Below are 15,808 nucleotides of genomic sequence, written 5' to 3' on the forward strand. Positions count from 1 at the left end.
GCCGCGGCGTCAGGCCTCCGTGCCCGTGTAGAACGCGATCGTCGCGGCCGCCGTCCTGGTCGCCGTCTCCTGGTCCACGCCGGAGGCGGCGTACGCCTCGCCCCAGCCCTCGCCCGAGCCGGTGATGAACGCGCTGCCGTCGGGCGTGGTGTGCCAGGTAGCGGCCTCCTCCTTGCTGAGGCCGCCGCCCGCGAGGTGCAGGGCGAGCCCGTAGAGCCCCAGGTCCCAGCCGACTCCGACGGCACCGGGCCCGAACTGGTCCCAGAAGTCGTCCGGTACGACGGCCACGTGCTCGAGTTCGAGGACCGTGCGCTCCCCGGCCTCGGGGGTGAGGCGCACCTCGACCTCGCTGAAGCCCGGGTCGGGGCCGTACAGCCAGCTGACCCGCAGCCTCTCGGGTTCGACGCAGTCGAGGATCTCGCCGCCCGCGTTGCCCTCCAGCTGGTAGCGGCCGCCGACCTTGAGCTCGCCGCTGACCGGCATGAACCAGCGCGCGATCCGCTCGGGGGAGGTCACCGCGTCCCACACGTCGGCGATCTCGGCGTCGTAGGTACGGCGCAACAGGACCGTGCGGGCCTCGCCGGCCTCGACCTGCCGGGTGCCGACCCGCCGGTGCATACGGTTGATCGCGTCGGCGATCTCACTCATGCTCGCTCACCTCTCCTTGCAGTCTGCGCTCGCGCTTGCCTCGCGCGAGCTCCGTTCCGAGCGCGTCGAGCCGCTGGTCCCAGAAACCCCGGAAGCGCTCCAGCCAGGCGTCGACCTCCTTGAGCGGCGCGGCCTCGACGGCGTACAGCCGCCGGTTGCCGTCGGCGCGGACGGAGGCGAACCCGCTCTCCCGCAGCACCTTCAGATGCTGGGAGACGGCCGGCTGGGAGATCCCGAACTCGTCCCGGATCACGGCACTGACCTCGCCCGACGCCTGCTCGCCGGTGGCGAGCAGTTCCAATATCCGGCGCCTGACCGGATCCCCGAGTACGTCGAACGCGTGCACACGGCCACTATGCCAGCTTTCGCTTATATAAGCCAAGGCTTACAAATAGGCCGGGGCCGCGGAGTGTTCCGCGGCCCCGGCCTGTGCCGACAGGTCAGGAGGTGAGGCAGACGGTCAGGCGGGAACCGCCTCGGGTCGCAGCATGGGATGGCGCGCCGCGACCTCCTCCGACACGGCGAAGGCGTCGGTGAGCGTCAGGGCGTGCGGCGCCAGCGCCGCGACGGTGGCCTCCAGCGCCTCCGGCAGGTACCGCACCTGCTCGGCCGTCAGCCGCTCGTGCGCGAGCAGTTCACCACTGTGCGCGGCGATGTACCGCAGGGTGAACAGCCGGTGGAGGTGCTCGAGGAGGAGGCCCACCTGCGGGTCGGCGGACTGCGTGGCCGCGGCGAGGAGTTCCTGGGCGGCCAGCCGGTGGGCGTGGGCGTCGACCAGGGACAGCGCCGCGCCGGAGGCGCCGTTCCAGCGGTCGAGGGGTGAGCCGGCCCGTTTGGCGCGCAGGCGCACCCGGGCCCGCTCGTGGCGTATTCGTTCCAGGTCCCCCATCAGATCGTGCAGATGGGCCGGATCGTGCAGGGTCCGGGTGGCCGGGGGGATCTCGCTGAGCGGCATCGGGGTGAACCCGCCCAGCAGCATCTCTCCGGCCGCCTTGACCCAGATGACGGTGTTGTCGCCCTCCGCGGTGATCGTGCCCTCGTTGGCCGCGAGCTGTCCCGCGATGCCGTTGGAGAGCAACAGGCCCTGGGCGCCGCAGCGTTCGCGGCACTCGGTCATCACGGACCGGGCCTGCCAGGTGATCCAGCCCTTGGCGACGGCCACCAGCCGCTCGGCCTCCTCGCGCTCCCCCTCCGCCGCCTGCACCCATCGCCGTACGACCGCACGCTGCAGCAGGGTGGCGGCGTAGGTCGTGGCGAGCGCCTCCACGAGCGGGGCATGGTGGGTGCGGTGGCTGAACAGCGGCACCCGCTGCCCGCTGGTCATGCCCGAGGTGACCCGCTGGTGGGCGTGGCGCACCGCCACGGTCAGGGCGTGCCGGGTCACACCGAGGCTGTAGGCGCTCATGCACAGCTTGCCCATGGTCACGCGGCCGATGGACCGCAGGAACCGTTTTCGCGGGCTTCCCAGGCAGGAGACGAGTTCACCCTCGTCCGTCAGCCGGCCGTGTTCGCCCTGGAGCATGGCCGTCCGCGGCAGCCGTACCCCGTGGAAGGAGGTGGCGCAGTGGTCGACCGGACTGCTGGCGGTCTGGGGCAGCAGCTCCACCTCGATGCCCGGCAGATGGCGGCCGTTCGCGTCGGTCAGCGCGGTCAGGAAGAGGAAGACGCCCTGGTCCTTGCCGTCGATCACCAGACGCGCGGCGACCAGGGCGTCCTTCGGGCCGCCCGCCACGGAGGTGTTGGGCATCCACTTGCGCGCGCCCCGCGTCGGGGTGGTGAGCACGAAGCCGCCCGTCTCCCGGTCCAGGGTCGCGGTGGTCTCCAGCTGGGGGGCGTCGTTGCCGTGTGCCTGCTCGGTGCACAGGAAGGTGCCGATGCGTTCCATCCGCAGGTACGGCCCCAGGTCCCGGCCCTCGTGGTCGTGTTCGAGCAGACTGCCGAGGAACAGGTTGTAGTGGATGCTGGCGAGCGTCGTCATGCCGGCGTCCGCCACCCCGGCCCACTCGTGCAGGGCGCTCAGGGCGACCGGGTCCCGGGCCAGGGCCTGGGGATCGGGCACCGCCGCGTTCACCGTGCGCAGGCGTTGATAGGACAGTTCCGTGCGCTCCTGGTGCGTCAGCCCCTCGTGATAGGCGAACACGTCGGAGCTGAACAGGCGGCGCCAGGGTTCGTGGATCTCGGCCTGCGTGTCGAAGAGGAGGTGCCGGATCGCGGCGGTCTCGGTCAGCGGGGGTGTCGTTACGGGGAGTTGAGAGGTGATCACCGCCGCAACGTAGCCCGTGGCACGCTCTGATCACATCATGATCATCCCCACGATTGAACACCTGCGCGTGGTGGTAGTTACCCCTTAAACAGCCTCTCTAATACCACAAGCCACCATCTGCACAAGGGTGATTCCCGTCCCACGCCGCACTTTACGCCTGCGTGTCCGGGCAACTCGGGCCGAGCCCTCGGCGTGTCGGCTTCGACCTGCCGACCGGTCACCACCCGCTGACGCGGCTCCAGTAGGCCTGGACGACCGGCGCGCCCGCCGTGGGCCGTGTGCCGTCGACGACGTGGTACCCGTGGTGCTGGGCCGCGGTGGCGCAGGCGTGGTTGGGCAGGACGCGCAGGCGGGTGCCGATGGGCAGGTCGGGCAGACGCGCGCAGTCGCGGACCGTGAGGGTGCCGTGCTCCTGGCTGGCGGCCGTCATGACCAGGCCCGGGACCAGGTTGCCGTCGAGGTCGGCGACCAGGCCGTACCCCTGGTCCTGTGCCTCCGCCTCGGCCAGGGTGGACACGGTGACCGGGCAGGGCGGACTTCCTTCGTGCAGGAGCGCGGCGACGTCGAGGCTCTTGGCGGTCTTCACATGGGGCCGCAGGCCGACACCGAGCCGCCCGGCCCTGGCCGCCAGCCGCTCGACGTTGCGCCTGGCCTTGTGGACGTCGACGACGGCGAACGGGGTGTCGGGATCGGCAAGGGTCCGCGCGACGGAGCTCTTGAAGCCGCCGACAGGGGTCACAGAGGTCATGAGAGGGCCCGTCACTTGCTGTAGTTGTAGACGGTCGCCCGGGACACCCCGAGCAGGTCCGCGATGGTCTGGGCGGCGTCCCGCGAGTCGAAGTACCCGTCCTGGTGCAGCCGCCGTACGAGCGCCTTCTTGTCCTGTCGGCTCAGCGAGCGGGGGGTGGCGGCGCGCTCGGCGGCCAACTCCTCCACCGCCTGGCGCAGTTCGCGCGTGGTGCGGTCCCGCAGGGTCTCCATGGGCTGCTCGCGGTGCTCGGTGTCGGTGGCCACCAGGTTGGACAGGGCGAGCGTGACGGGTGACAGCACCGACACGTCGAGATTCAGACACAGGGCCGCGATGTACTCACCGGCCTCGTTCTTGATCCCGATGGACGTGCTCTTGGCCGGGCGGCCGTCGGGGAACCGGTTCGGGTAGTTCTGGATGACGCTCGGGTACCCCGGGTCGGCGATGCGGGCCAGTCCGAGTTCGGTCGCGGAGTCCCCGACCCGGCGGCCGGAGAGGCTGTTCTCGATCGCCCGGATCGCGTGCCGCGGGTCCCGCAGGTCGTGCAGCACCACCTCGCACAGCCCCGGGAACATGCGGCCGAGCGCCACGGCGATCTTCTCGGCCTCGCCGATGAGGTGCTCGTCCGCACCGTCATGCCCGCCCTTCGCCACCGGGACTCCGCCCCCTCCGCACAAATAGACTGATTATCTAGATCTGGACAGTCAGCCTAAGAGTGCGCTCTGCGGTTGTCCAGCACGGTGAGCGAGGTATACATATGGGCCGCCCGGGTGCGGACCGGCGCCTTCGTGGCGCATTCTTGCTGTGTCGCCCGCGGGACGGCGCACGGACGAGGTAGGGCCGATGACTGGGAGCGTCGAAGACCCACACTCGACGGCAGGGCGGCTGGCGGCACTTCTGATCGACGCTTCGACGGAGGCGGTCAGTGCGGCCGGCGGCCACGCCGGAGGGGTCTATCTGCGCTCCCGCACGCCCGGACTGCTGCGGCTCGCCGTTCTGTCGGGGCTGCCCGGTCCGCTGTTCCGCCCCTGGTGGCGACTGCACGTCGACCGGCCCTTCCCCGTCGCCGACGCCTACCGGCTCGGCCTCCAGGTGGTCCTGCCGAACGCCACCGAGACCATGCGCCGCTACCCGCAGTTCGCCGCCGGGCTGCCGTTCCAGTTCGGCTCGCTCTACGTGCCGGTCGTCGGCGGTTCCACCACCTACGGTGTGCTGACCGTGCTGCGCCCCGCCGTCACCGACGCCGCCGACGTACTGGCCGAGCGCGACCGCGTGGTGCGCCTCGCCCGTGAGCTGGGCGAGGCGTTGCGGGGCCTGGAGGACGGAGACCCGGACCAGGTCGCCTGGGACGGCGAGCCCGTCTGTCTTCGGCCACCGACCGCCTCCACCTCCGTGGGACGCGCCGGACGCTTCGCCTGGGACCCCGAGGCGGGCGGCATCACCCTGGACGAGGACCTGCACACCCTGCTGGGCGTGCCGCCGAGCGAGTTCCCCGGCACCGTCGAGGCGTTCGCCGAGGCCGTGGCCCCCACCGACGCCCACCGCATCCTGGCCACCCTGCGGGACACCGCCACCGGCCGGCCTCCCGCCCTGCCCCTGTACCTGCGGGCCGAGGGCGGCGAGCTGCGCCTGCTGGACCTGTGGAGCGCCTACGACCCGCCCGCCGCGCCCGCGGTCCGGGGCGTCGTGGTGGCCCCCGGGCCCGCCCCCACGGCGGACTCGGCGGCCGACCTGCTGCCCGACGGGGTGTTCTGCGTGGACCGGCTGGGCCTGGTCGTCTACGCGAATCCGCGCGCCGCCCAGCTTCTGGGCCGCCCCCGCGCCGAGCTGGTCGGCCGCGACCTGTGGGAGGCCGTGCCGTGGCTGGCCCGCCCCGACTTCGAGGACCACCTGCGGGCGGCCCTCCTGACCCCGGACCCGGTCCACTTCCATCTCGTACGACCGTCCGCGCGGGAGCCCGGCACACGGCCGACCACGCAGGACGCCGGGTCACCGCGATCCGTTCGGGACGCGGGGCCCCCGCCGAGCGCTCCGCAGGCTGGGCCGCACCCGCCCGCTCGGGACGCCGGGTCCTCCCCGGACGCCCACCACGCCGAGCGGCACCCTCCCGCTCAGGACACCGGGTCCTCCCCGGACGCCCACCACGCCGAGCCGCACCCGCCCGCTCAGGACACCGACTCACCGGCGCCCGCCCGAGACCCCGGGCCGCCGCCCACGCCCCACCACGCCGAGCCGTCCTCACCCGACCACGCGACCAAGCCGCCCCCGTCCCCTCAGGACACCGACTCACCCGTACCCGCTCCCGGCGCCGGAGCGCCGCCCGCCGTCCACCGCGCCGACCCGCCCTCACCCGCTTCGCCCGCCGCGCCGGCCCCAGCCACCCCCCACACCACAACGCCGGCCACCCCGCACACCACAACACCGCCGGCCCCCCAGGACACCCGCCCACCCCCCTCCACCCGGCGCACCGAGCCACCCTCGCCCTCCCCGGACGCCGAATCCGCCCCGCAGCCGTACGAAGGCGACTGGCTCGCCCTGTCCGTGCACCCCGGCCCTGACCGGCTGACCTGTACGGTCCGGCCCGCGAGCCGGGTGACGGACAGTCCCGCCGGGCAGGGGGCCGCCGAGGCGTCCGAGGCGGGCGTGAGCCGGCTGGCGCCGCTGTACCGGCCGATCGCGCTCGCCATCGCCCTGACCGAGGCCGTCACCGCCCGGCAGGTGTCCGCCGTCGTGATGCGCGAGCTGCTGCCCGCGTTCGGCGGCCGCCGGCTCGCGATCTACCTGCTCCAGGAACGGCATCTGTACCTGGAGTGGGAGACCGGCTTCCCCAAGGGCTTCCTCGCGCCCTTCGACGGCGTGGACCTGCGCGCGCATCTGCCCGGGGTGGAGACCCTCACCACCGGGCGCCCCCTCTTCTTCGACTCGATGGAACAGCTGACGGCCGCCTACCCCGGTATCGCCCTGGACGCGGCGGAGGGCGCCCGCGTGTTCCTGCCGCTGATCGCCTCCGGGCGTCCGGTCGGCTCGTGCATCCTCGGCTTCGACCGGCAGCGCAGTTTCTCCACCGAAGACCGCACCGTGCTCACCGCGCTGGCCGGACTCATCGCGCACGCCATGGAGAAGGCGCAGCGCTACGAGTCGGAGACCGCTCTCGCCCGGGGCCTGCAGCAGGCGCTTCTCCCCCGCCGCCTGGCGGCGCACCCCCTGCTGGAGACCACAGGCCGCTATCTGCCGGGCACCGCGGGGATGGAGGTCGGCGGGGACTGGTACGACGTCGTCGAGTCGGGTGACGGGCTCGCCCTGGTCATCGGGGACGTCCAGGGGCACGGCGTACAGGCGGCGGCCACCATGGGCCAGCTGCGCAGCGCCGTGAGGGCGTTCGCGCTCGGCGACCGGCCGCCGGACGAGGTCATGAGCAGCACCAACCATCTCCTCACCGACCTCGATCCCGGCCTGTTCGCCAGCTGCTGCTACATCCGGCTCGACCCCGCCACGGGGGTGGCCAGAGCGGCCCGCGCCGGGCATCCGCCGCCCCTGCTGCGCAGCCCCGACGGGCGCACCCGGGTCCTGGACCTGCCCGGCGGGGTCGTCCTCGGGGTGGACCCGCGCGCCCGTTACCCGGTCACCGAGCTCCAGGTGGAGCCCGGCGCGATCCTGGCGCTCTACACGGACGGGCTGGTGGAACGGCCCGGCAGCGACATCGACGAGGGGATCACCGCGCTGCGGGTGGCCCTCGCCAAGGCCGGGGCTCCGCCCGCGCGGCCGGGCGGGCGGTTCCTGGCGGGCGTGGCGGACCGGCTCACGGCGACCGCCCGGCACGCCGTGGACCGCCCCGACGACATCGCGTTGCTGCTCGCCACCCGGCGGTCGGCGCCTGCGGGGTCGGCGCCTTCCGGGTCGGCGCCTTCGGGGCCGGCGCCTTCGGGGTCGGCGCCTTCGGGGTCGGCGTGAGGAGGGTCTGTGTTCATGTTCTGTCACACCCTGTGACGCCTCTCGCCTCCCGGGGCGCGGCAGTGTAGACATGGGCACATGGCCCGACTCCCGGGCCGCTCCGGGGGCGGGCCGGCCCGTCGCCCCGGCGGCCCCCGCCCACCGCAGACACCCGACCCCGCTCCCGACCGTGATGAAGGCCCGTTGAGGGGCGGTTCGCCCACGCGGGTGGAGCGCGACGGAGCCCGGACGCGACGGCGGCAAGGAGCCCTGCGGGCGGCGGTCGGCGGACGCAGCGTGGCCGGACAGGTCTTCGTCCTTCAGGTCGTGATCGTCCTGCTGCTGGTCGTGGCCGCCGTGGTGGCGCTGGTGCTGCAGGTGCGGCACGACAGCCACACCGAGGCCCGCAACCGTTCGGTGGCCGTGGCCGAAGCCTTCGCCAACGCCCCGGGCACGGCCGAGGCCCTCAGCGGTCCGAACCCCTCGGCGGTGCTCCAGCCGCGCGCCGAGGCGGCCCGGCTGGCGACCGACGTGGACTTCATCGTCGTCATGAACACCGAGGGCATCCGGTACACGCACCCCAAGCCGAACCGCATCGGCAAGAAGTTCGTCGGGAACATCGCCCCCGCGCTCGCCGGGCAGGTGGTCACCGAGGACATCACGGGCACCATCGGACCGCTCGTGCAGGCCGTCGTCCCCGTCAAGGCGGAGGACGGGAAGGTCGTGGGCCTGGTGTCGGCCGGTATCACCACCGCGAAGGTGGGCGGCACCGCCGACCAGCAGCTGCCGCTGCTCCTGACGGCCGCCGCCGTGGGCCTCGCCCTGGCCACCGGCGGCACGGCACTGGTCAGCAGACGGCTGCTGCGCCAGACACACGGCCTGGGCCCGCACGAGATGACCCGCATGTACGAGCACCACGACGCGGTCCTGCACGCCGTGCGCGAGGGTGTGCTGATCGTCGGCGGCGAGGGCCGGCTGCTGCTCGCCAACGACGAGGCCCACCGACTGCTCGACCTGCCCGCCGACGCCGAGGGCCGGCACGTCCTCGACCTCGCGCTGCCCGCCGACACCGCCGGTCTGCTGGCCTCCGGGCGGGTCGCGACCGACGAGGTGCACCGGGTCAAGGACCGCCTCCTGGCGGTCAACCAGCGGCCCACCGACATCCAGGGCGGCCCGCCGGGCAGCGTCGCCACCCTGCGCGACTCGACCGAGCTGCGCGCCCTGTCCGGGCGCGCCGAGGTGGCCCGCGAGCGCCTGGACATGCTGTACGACGCCACGGTCGGCATCGGCACGAGCCTGGACGTGACCCGCACCGCCGAGGAGCTGGCCGAGCTCGCCGTACCGCGGTTCGCGGACTTCGCCACCGTAGACCTGTTCGACGCGGTGCTCAGCGGCGGTCAGCCGGAGGCGGCGAGCACCCTGCGCCGCACCGCGCTCAGCGGTATCCGTGAGGACGCCCCGCTGTTCAAGGTCGGCGAGCGCATCCCCCTGGTCGACTCCGCCCCCCAGGCCCGTGGCATCAGCAGCGGCCGGGCCGTCCTGGAGCCGCGTCTCGCCGAGGCCACCGGATGGCACGCCCAGGACAAGGAGCGCTCCGCCCACGTCATGGAGTACGGCATCCACTCGCTGATCGCCGTTCCCCTGCGGGCCGGCAACCTCGTGCTGGGCACGGTCAGTTTCTGGCGCTCGGACAAGCCCCAGCCCTTCGACACCGAAGAGGTCGCCCTCGCCGAGGAGCTCGTGACCCGGGCCGCGGTCTCCATCGACAACGCCCGCCGCTACACCCGCGAGCACACCATGGCGGTGACGCTCCAGCGCAGTCTGCTGCCGCGCCGCCTGCCCGAGCAGGACGCCCTGGACATCGCCTACAAGTACCTGCCCGCGCAGGCCGGGGTGGGCGGCGACTGGTTCGACGTACTGCCCCTGTCCGGTGCGCGGGTCGCGCTCGTGGTCGGGGACGTCGTGGGGCACGGGCTGCACGCCGCGGCCACGATGGGCAGGCTGCGCACGGCGGTGCACAACTTCTCCGCACTCGACCTGCCGCCCGACGAACTGCTCGCGCTGCTGGACGAGTTGGTGGCCCGGATCGACCAGGACGAGGCCGAGGAGAGCGGCAACTCCCCGGTCACGGGCGCGACCTGCCTGTACGCCGTCTACGACCCGGTGTCCCGGCTGTGCACGATCGCCCGGGCCGGCCATCCGCCGCCCGCCGTCATCCACCCCGACGGCAGCGTCGAGTACCCCGACGTGCCCGCGGGGCCCCCGCTCGGCCTGGGCGGCCTGCCGTTCGAGACGGCCGACCTGGAACTCGCCGAGGGCAGCCGACTGGTGCTCTACACGGACGGGCTCGTCGAGGACCGCGAGCACGACATCGACGTGGGCCTGGAGCTGCTCCGCACCGCCCTGGAGCAGGCGGGCCCCTCGCCCGAGGACACCTGCCGGGCCGTACTGGAGGCGCGGCCGCCGGCCCGCGCCACCGACGACATCGCCCTGATCGTGGCCCGCACCCGCGCGCTCGCCCCCGACCGGATCGCCGAGTGGCAGGTCCCCGCCGACCCGGCGGCCGTCAAGGAGGTACGGGCGACCGTGTCCCGGCAGCTCGCCCGCTGGAACCTGGACGACCTCGCGTTCACCACGGAGCTGATCCTGAGCGAGCTCGTCACCAACGCGATCCGTTACGGCGGCGACTCCATCCACGTCCGCATGCTGTTCGACCGCACGCTGATCTGCGAGGTGTTCGACACCAGCAGCACCTCACCGCATCTGCGGTACGCGGCCATGACCGACGAGGGCGGCCGCGGACTGTTCCTCGTCGCCCAGCTCAGCGAGCGCTGGGGCACCCGGTACACCCCGGCGGGCAAGGTCATCTGGGCGGAACAGCCGCTGACGTGACCCGGGTTCGAGTGCTTGGCCACTCATGTCGCCACTCACTTCGCCACTCACTTCGCCACTCATAAGGTGATCTTATGAGTCCATAGATCGGACCCGCGTACCGGGTAAGGCTTGCCTTAGCTTAGGCTTCCCCCGAGTTGATCTGTCACCGCTCGAAGGGAACCTGACCATGCCCCGCCCCCTGCGGGTAGCCATCGTCGGAGCCGGCCCCGCCGGGATCTACGCCGCCGACGCGCTGCTCAAGTCAGATGTGGCCACCGAGCCCGGTGTCTCCATCGACCTCTTCGAGCGGATGCCGGCCCCGTTCGGACTGATCCGTTACGGCGTGGCTCCGGACCACCCCCGGATCAAGGGCATCATCACGGCTCTGCACCAGGTGCTCGACAAGCCGCAGATCAGGCTGTTCGGCAACGTCGACTACCCGACCGACATCAACCTGGACGACCTGCGCGCGTTCTACGACGCCGTGATCTTCTCCACGGGCGCGACGGCCGACCGCGAGCTGCGCATACCGGGCATCGAGCTCGACGGCTCGTACGGCGCCGCCGACTTCGTCTCCTGGTACGACGGCCACCCGGACGTGCCGCGCACCTGGCCCCTGGAGGCCGAGAAGGTCGCCGTGCTCGGCGTCGGCAACGTCGCCCTCGACGTGGCGCGCATCCTCGCCAAGACGGCCGACGAACTCCTGCCGACGGAGATCCCGCCGAACGTCTATGAGGGCCTGAAGGCCAACAAGGCCCTGGAGGTCCACGTCTTCGGCCGCCGCGGCCCGGCGCAGGCGAAGTTCTCCCCGATGGAGCTGCGGGAGCTGGACCACTCCCCCAACATCGAGGTCATCGTCGACCCCGAGGACATCGACTACGACGAGGGCTCGATCGAGACCCGGCGCGGCAACAAGCAGGCCGACATGGTCGCCAAGACCCTGGAGAACTGGGCGATCCGCGATGTCGGCGACCGCCCGCACAAGCTGTTCCTGCACTTCTTCGAGTCGCCCACCGACATCCTCGGCGAGGACGGCAAGGTCGTCGGCCTGCGCACCGAGCGCACCGCCCTGGACGGCACCGGCAACGTCAAGGGCACCGGCGAGTTCAAGGACTGGGACGTCACCGCGGTCTACCGCGCGGTCGGCTACCTCTCCGACAAGCTGCCCAAGCTGCCCTGGGACATCGACTCGGGCACCGTCCCCGACCAGGGCGGCCGGGTCATACAGGAGAGCGGCGAGCACCTCCAGTCGACGTACGTCACCGGCTGGATCCGGCGCGGTCCGGTGGGCCTGATCGGCCACACCAAGGGCGACGCCAACGAGACCGTGTCGAACCTCCTGGACGACTTCGCCAACAACCGTCTCCAGACGCCGGGTTCGCCCGAGCCGGAGGCCGTGGACGCGTTCCTCGCCGAGCGGAACGTCCGCTTCACCACCTGGGAGGGCTGGTACAAGCTGGACGCCGCCGAGAAGGCACTGGGCGAGCCCCAGGGCCGCGAGCGCGTGAAGCTCGTCGAGCGCGAGGACATGCTGCGCGAGAGCGGCGCCTGATCCCACACGCGACGCCGGTCGTGCCGAAGCCCCGCAGGGCGGTGCGGCCGGCGTCGCTGTGCACGGAACCCTCGCCGCCGCCCCGTCGTTCCCTTCGTGTCCGTACGACCGTGCGGGCCGACGCGGGACGGACGGGGTGGGTGTGGCACGCGTACTGGTCATCGGCGGCGGTATCGCCGGTACGGCGGCGGCTCTGGCACTGCACAAGGCGGGCCTCGAGGTCGCGGTGCACGAGGCCCATCCCGACTCGGCCGAGGACATCGGCGCGTTCCTCACGCTGGCGAGCAACGGCATGCGCGCCCTCGCCGAGTTGGACGCCTCCGCGGCGGTCACCGCGATCGGCTTCCCGCTGACCTCGCTGCGGGTCCTCGACGACACGGGCAAGGAGTTGGCGCACACCCCCATGGGCGAGGTCACGGACCCGCTCCTGCACTACCGGTGCCTGCGCCGCGGCGACCTCAACACCGCGCTCCAGTCGGAGGCCCGGCGCCGGGGCATCCGCGTCCGGCACGGCGCACGGCTCGCCTCCGCCGAGGACGGGCCCGACGGAGTCACCGCCCACTTCACCGACGGCACCCGCGCGAGCGGCGACCTGCTGATCGGCGCCGACGGCCTGAACTCCGCCGTACGACAGTCGATCTCACCCGGGACGCATCCCTGCCCCGCCGGTCAGTACGTCTTCTACGGCTACACGCGCGCCGCGTCCGGCCCCGGACCGGACGCCTGCATCACCATGGTCCGCGGCAGCGGGGCCGCGTTCGGCTACGCGGTGTCGCCCGAGGGGGAGACGTACTGGTTCGCCCGGGTGACCGGCGACCCGCTGTCCGCCGAGGAGTTGGCGCAGGGCACGCCCGGCCGCCGGCGCGACCTGCTGCTGCCGCTCCTGCGCAAGGACCCCACACCGGCCGCGGGCCTGGTCGCGGCCACCGGCGACGACCTCATGGTCACCAACGCCACCGAGATCCCCACCGGCACCCCATGGCGCTCGGGACGGAGGCTGCTCATCGGCGACGCCGCCCACGCGGCCTCCCCCGCCACCGGCCAGGGTGCCTCGATGGCGCTGGAGGACGCCGTCGTCCTCGCCAAGTCCCTGCGGGACGCGCCGGACACGGAAGCCGCGCTCGACCTCTACGAGAGGCTCCGCCGCCCCCGCGTCGAACACAACATCACCGTCAGCGGCAACATCTCCCGGGGCACCCACACCCCCTCGGCCGCCGCCCGCCCCTCCGAGGAGGACCTCGCCCGGCTCCTGGAGTGGGGCGCGGACCTCTGGGCCGAGCGGCGCCCCCTCTGAACCCGGCCTTGGGGTCCCGCCCCTCAGGAGAACAGCGCCTGGACGTCCGGCTTCTTGCCGCCGAAGATGCCGTCCTGCTCACCGAGCGCGGCGAGCTTCTCCAGTGAGGCCAGGTCGACCTGGGCCGGCCAGCTGGGCAGGATGAGCTTGGACAGCACATCGCCGCTGATCTTGGTGTAGGCGGTGAGGATCTGGCGGGCCTCGTCCGGGTGGCCGGTCGCATACCGCAGTGACTCCGTCATGGCCTCGGTGAAGTTCTTCACCAGGGCGGGATTCTGCTGCGCGATCTTCGTCGAGGTGAACCAGGTCGCGACGGTGAGCTTCGGGTCGGTCTCGGCGAAGGGCGAGGCGATGACCCGGGCGCCCTGCGCCTTGGCGACCGTCTGGGCCGGCTCGCCCATCCACGCGGCGTCCACCCGGCCGCCGTCCAGCGCGGCGGGCATCTGGTCGAAGGGGATCTCGACGAACTTCACCTTCGCCGGGTCGCCGCCGTCCTCCCGCACCGACTCACGGACCGTGGTGTCCCCGATGTTCTGGAGGGTGTTCACCGCGACGGTACGTCCGGCCAGGTCCTTCGCGGACTTCACCGGGCTGTCCTTCTTCACCAGGACGCCGGTGACGTCGGCCCCCACCTTGCCGTTGGAAGCCGCCCCGTTGACCACGGACTTCACCGGAACGCCCTTGGTCTGCGCGAGCATCAGGGACGTGGTGTTGCTGAAGCCGAACTGGAACTGACCGCTCACCACCCCGGGGATGATCGCCGCGCCACCCTGCGCGGTCACCATCTTCAGGTCGATCCCCCGCGCGGAGAAGAAGCCCTTCTTCTGCCCGAGGTAGAGCGGCGCCACGTCGACGATAGGGATGACACCGACCGTGACCTGCGTCTTCTTCGCTCCGCCCGCGGACGACGTGCCGCCGCTCCCGGAGTTGGACGATCCGCATCCGGCGGCACCCGCGAGGGTCACCACCGCAACGGCAAGTCCGAGCAAGCGCCTTCGCATGGGGCCCTCCTGACGAGGCGGCAGTACGCCTCACGACCCGTCCACTGACGTTGTGCACATCATTGACGCCCGCAATGTACACGCCTACTTTCGCCGGTGTCAGTCCCCCGACCGCAGCAAAACGGACTGCGCCCAAGGAGCGCTATGTCGACAGCGCGGGCCACTGCACGTTCAGCCCCGGTGAGCAGATCGCCGCCCTGCACACCCTGGAGGACGGGATCGCCGGCGGCCACTGGCGCGACAGCGATCCCGCCGCACTCAACTCCCGTGCCACCGAGGCCGGTCCGGGGTCACCGGCCCACTGCCTCCCGTACTCGCCGTCCGGTTGCCCCCGCCCCTACGACCGGGCCCACCCGCGCGACGGGCACCGGACTCCAGCCCTCAGCGGTCACGGCTCCGACGTCTCGGACTCGAGCGAGGCGCGCGTGGCCTTGCCGTAGACGCCGGCGTCGTCCTGGAGGACGAAGCGGCTGACCTGGTAGGTGCGGACGGCGCTTTGGACCTGCTCGTCGAAGTCGCCGTCGGCCTCCTCGTCGTAGAGGCCGACCTGCCGGAGGCGGAGCTGGAGTTCGACGACCTCGGGTCCCTGGTCGCCCAGGCCGAGCACTGGGGGCTGACCGTTCGACACGGTCGGCCTCGGGACCACCGTGGCGGTGGCGGCGGCGCTCGACGGGGGGCCGCTCGGGGTGGTGGTGCCCGTCGGGGACACGCTGGCGCTGGACTCCGCGCTCGGCGAGGAGGAGGGCGGCACGGACGACTGCGTCGGGGTCGCCGTCGGGGAGGAAGCCGTGACGGACGGGCCGCTCGACGACGGCGCCGCCTCCGGCACGGCCGCGCGCACGCCGCCGGCCACGGAACCGTCCCGTGCGGGGCCGTCGTAGCTGAAGAGTCCGCCGACGAATCCGCCGGTGACCAGGACGGCGACGGCCGCTCCCGCCCCGGCGACGACCACGGTCCGCCGTCCGCGACCGGCCGGTTCACCGTCGGCCCGGGCTTCAGCGGGCGACTCCTCGACAGGTGCCTCGCCGCCGGCGGCCGCACCGGACAGGGTGATGTCGTTCAAGTCCCCGGTGAGGAGCGGCCGTTCGGGATCCGAGGCCGGGTCCGCCGGTTCCTCGCCGACCTCCACGAAGGGCCGTATGCGCACGGGATCGAAGTCCTCCGCGGCGGCCGCCTCGGCCGTACGGGACTCCAGGTGGGCCTCGGAGGCGCGGTGCGCGCAGGTGCAGGAGGGAGTGCCGTCCGCCGCCCTGGGCGCCCCGCACTCCGGGCAGACGAGGACTGGTGGTTCACTCACGCGCGTTCCCTCTCCGTACGATCTTCATATCGTAGACAGATATGCCGCGCGGAAATTCCACAACTGGTATCCATCGGGAACCACGGCTTCCACGGGGCCGAGATTCGGCCACTCCTCGTGAAGCAGAGATGAACAGCGGCGGGCACGGCCCCGCAATCCCGGCCCAGCACAGCAGACTTGACCATCGAGGGATGCGCGAGA

The 15,808-nt window shown here is 72.5% G+C and carries 12 protein-coding genes; 5 read left to right on the forward strand and 7 right to left on the reverse strand.

Features of this window, described 5'->3' with window-relative positions:
- Nucleotides 1-9: 9 nt before the first annotated feature.
- The 5 genes from ACFYZ8_RS38575 to ACFYZ8_RS38595 all read right to left on the reverse strand — a co-directional run bounded on the left by ACFYZ8_RS38575 (nt 10) and on the right by ACFYZ8_RS38595 (nt 4,312).
- Nucleotides 10-648, reverse strand: a complete 639-nt coding sequence (locus tag ACFYZ8_RS38575; protein WP_388533328.1) for an SRPBCC family protein — start codon at nt 646-648, stop codon at nt 10-12.
- Complete coding sequence (locus ACFYZ8_RS38580) at nt 641-994, reverse strand: ArsR/SmtB family transcription factor (RefSeq protein WP_388533325.1); 354 nt, start codon at nt 992-994, stop codon at nt 641-643. The genes ACFYZ8_RS38575 and ACFYZ8_RS38580 overlap by 8 nt, the downstream gene beginning before the upstream one ends.
- Nucleotides 995-1,108: 114 nt before the next feature.
- On the reverse strand, nt 1,109-2,911 hold the full coding sequence (locus ACFYZ8_RS38585; RefSeq protein WP_359029089.1) for an acyl-CoA dehydrogenase: 1,803 nt from the start codon (nt 2,909-2,911) through the stop codon (nt 1,109-1,111).
- Nucleotides 2,912-3,128: 217 nt separating this feature from the next.
- Nucleotides 3,129-3,659: a hypothetical protein gene (locus tag ACFYZ8_RS38590; RefSeq protein WP_388533321.1), complete on the reverse strand. Its 531-nt coding sequence runs from the start codon at nt 3,657-3,659 to the stop codon at nt 3,129-3,131.
- Between the two features lie 11 nt (nt 3,660-3,670).
- The gene (locus ACFYZ8_RS38595) at nt 3,671-4,312 is read right to left on the reverse strand and encodes a PAS domain-containing protein (protein ID WP_359029091.1); all 642 of its coding nucleotides are present in this window, start codon (nt 4,310-4,312) and stop codon (nt 3,671-3,673) included.
- A 190-nt stretch (nt 4,313-4,502) separates the two neighbouring features.
- Between ACFYZ8_RS38595 and ACFYZ8_RS38600 the strand changes: the two genes are divergently transcribed.
- The 4 genes from ACFYZ8_RS38600 (at nt 4,503) to ACFYZ8_RS38615 (ending at nt 13,309) form a co-directional block, all read left to right on the forward strand.
- Nucleotides 4,503-7,610 carry a SpoIIE family protein phosphatase gene (locus ACFYZ8_RS38600; RefSeq protein WP_388533318.1) on the forward strand — a complete coding sequence of 1,036 codons (3,108 nt, stop codon included), beginning with the start codon at nt 4,503-4,505 and terminating at the stop codon, nt 7,608-7,610.
- Between the two features lie 276 nt (nt 7,611-7,886).
- The gene (locus ACFYZ8_RS38605; RefSeq protein WP_359029093.1) at nt 7,887-10,481 is read left to right on the forward strand and encodes a SpoIIE family protein phosphatase; all 2,595 of its coding nucleotides are present in this window, start codon (nt 7,887-7,889) and stop codon (nt 10,479-10,481) included.
- A gap of 169 nt (nt 10,482-10,650) precedes the next feature.
- Nucleotides 10,651-12,015 carry an FAD-dependent oxidoreductase gene (locus tag ACFYZ8_RS38610; protein ID WP_388533314.1) on the forward strand — a complete coding sequence of 455 codons (1,365 nt, stop codon included), beginning with the start codon at nt 10,651-10,653 and terminating at the stop codon, nt 12,013-12,015.
- A 136-nt stretch (nt 12,016-12,151) separates the two neighbouring features.
- Entirely contained in the window at nt 12,152-13,309 is a 1,158-nt protein-coding gene (locus ACFYZ8_RS38615; RefSeq protein ID WP_388533312.1) for an FAD-dependent oxidoreductase, read from the forward strand.
- A 23-nt stretch (nt 13,310-13,332) separates the two neighbouring features.
- Here ACFYZ8_RS38615 and ACFYZ8_RS38620 read toward each other — a convergent pair whose 3' ends face one another.
- Nucleotides 13,333-14,310, reverse strand: coding sequence for an ABC transporter substrate-binding protein (locus ACFYZ8_RS38620; protein WP_388533309.1), 978 nt, complete (start codon nt 14,308-14,310; stop codon nt 13,333-13,335).
- 74 nt (nt 14,311-14,384) lie between these two features.
- On the opposite strand from ACFYZ8_RS38620, the gene ACFYZ8_RS38625 reads away from it, so the two are divergent.
- Complete coding sequence (locus tag ACFYZ8_RS38625; protein WP_388533306.1) at nt 14,385-14,750, forward strand: hypothetical protein; 366 nt, start codon at nt 14,385-14,387, stop codon at nt 14,748-14,750.
- Here ACFYZ8_RS38625 and ACFYZ8_RS38630 read toward each other — a convergent pair.
- Nucleotides 14,699-15,607, reverse strand: a complete 909-nt coding sequence (locus tag ACFYZ8_RS38630) for a peptidoglycan-binding protein (RefSeq protein ID WP_388533304.1) — start codon at nt 15,605-15,607, stop codon at nt 14,699-14,701. The two genes, ACFYZ8_RS38625 and ACFYZ8_RS38630, sit on opposite strands and share 52 nt — an antisense overlap.
- Between the last annotated feature and the right edge of the window lie 201 nt (nt 15,608-15,808).

The sequence above is a fragment of the Streptomyces sp. NPDC001668 genome (assembly GCF_042893155.1).
Taxonomy (GTDB): Bacteria; Actinomycetota; Actinomycetes; order Streptomycetales; family Streptomycetaceae; genus Streptomyces.

Bases quoted from the DNA above. Each gene is read 5' to 3' on its own strand.
- ACFYZ8_RS38575 (WP_388533328.1), bottom strand. From the start codon at position 648: ATGAGTGAGATCGCCGACGCGATCAACCGTATGCACCGGCGGGTCGGC.
- ACFYZ8_RS38620 (WP_388533309.1), bottom strand. From the start codon at position 14,310: ATGCGAAGGCGCTTGCTCGGACTTGCCGTTGCGGTGGTGACCCTCGCG.
- ACFYZ8_RS38600 (WP_388533318.1), top strand. From the start codon at position 4,503: ATGACTGGGAGCGTCGAAGACCCACACTCGACGGCAGGGCGGCTGGCG.
- ACFYZ8_RS38610 (WP_388533314.1), top strand. From the start codon at position 10,651: ATGCCCCGCCCCCTGCGGGTAGCCATCGTCGGAGCCGGCCCCGCCGGG.
- ACFYZ8_RS38625 (WP_388533306.1), top strand. From the start codon at position 14,385: ATGTACACGCCTACTTTCGCCGGTGTCAGTCCCCCGACCGCAGCAAAA.
- ACFYZ8_RS38590 (WP_388533321.1), bottom strand. From the start codon at position 3,659: ATGACCTCTGTGACCCCTGTCGGCGGCTTCAAGAGCTCCGTCGCGCGG.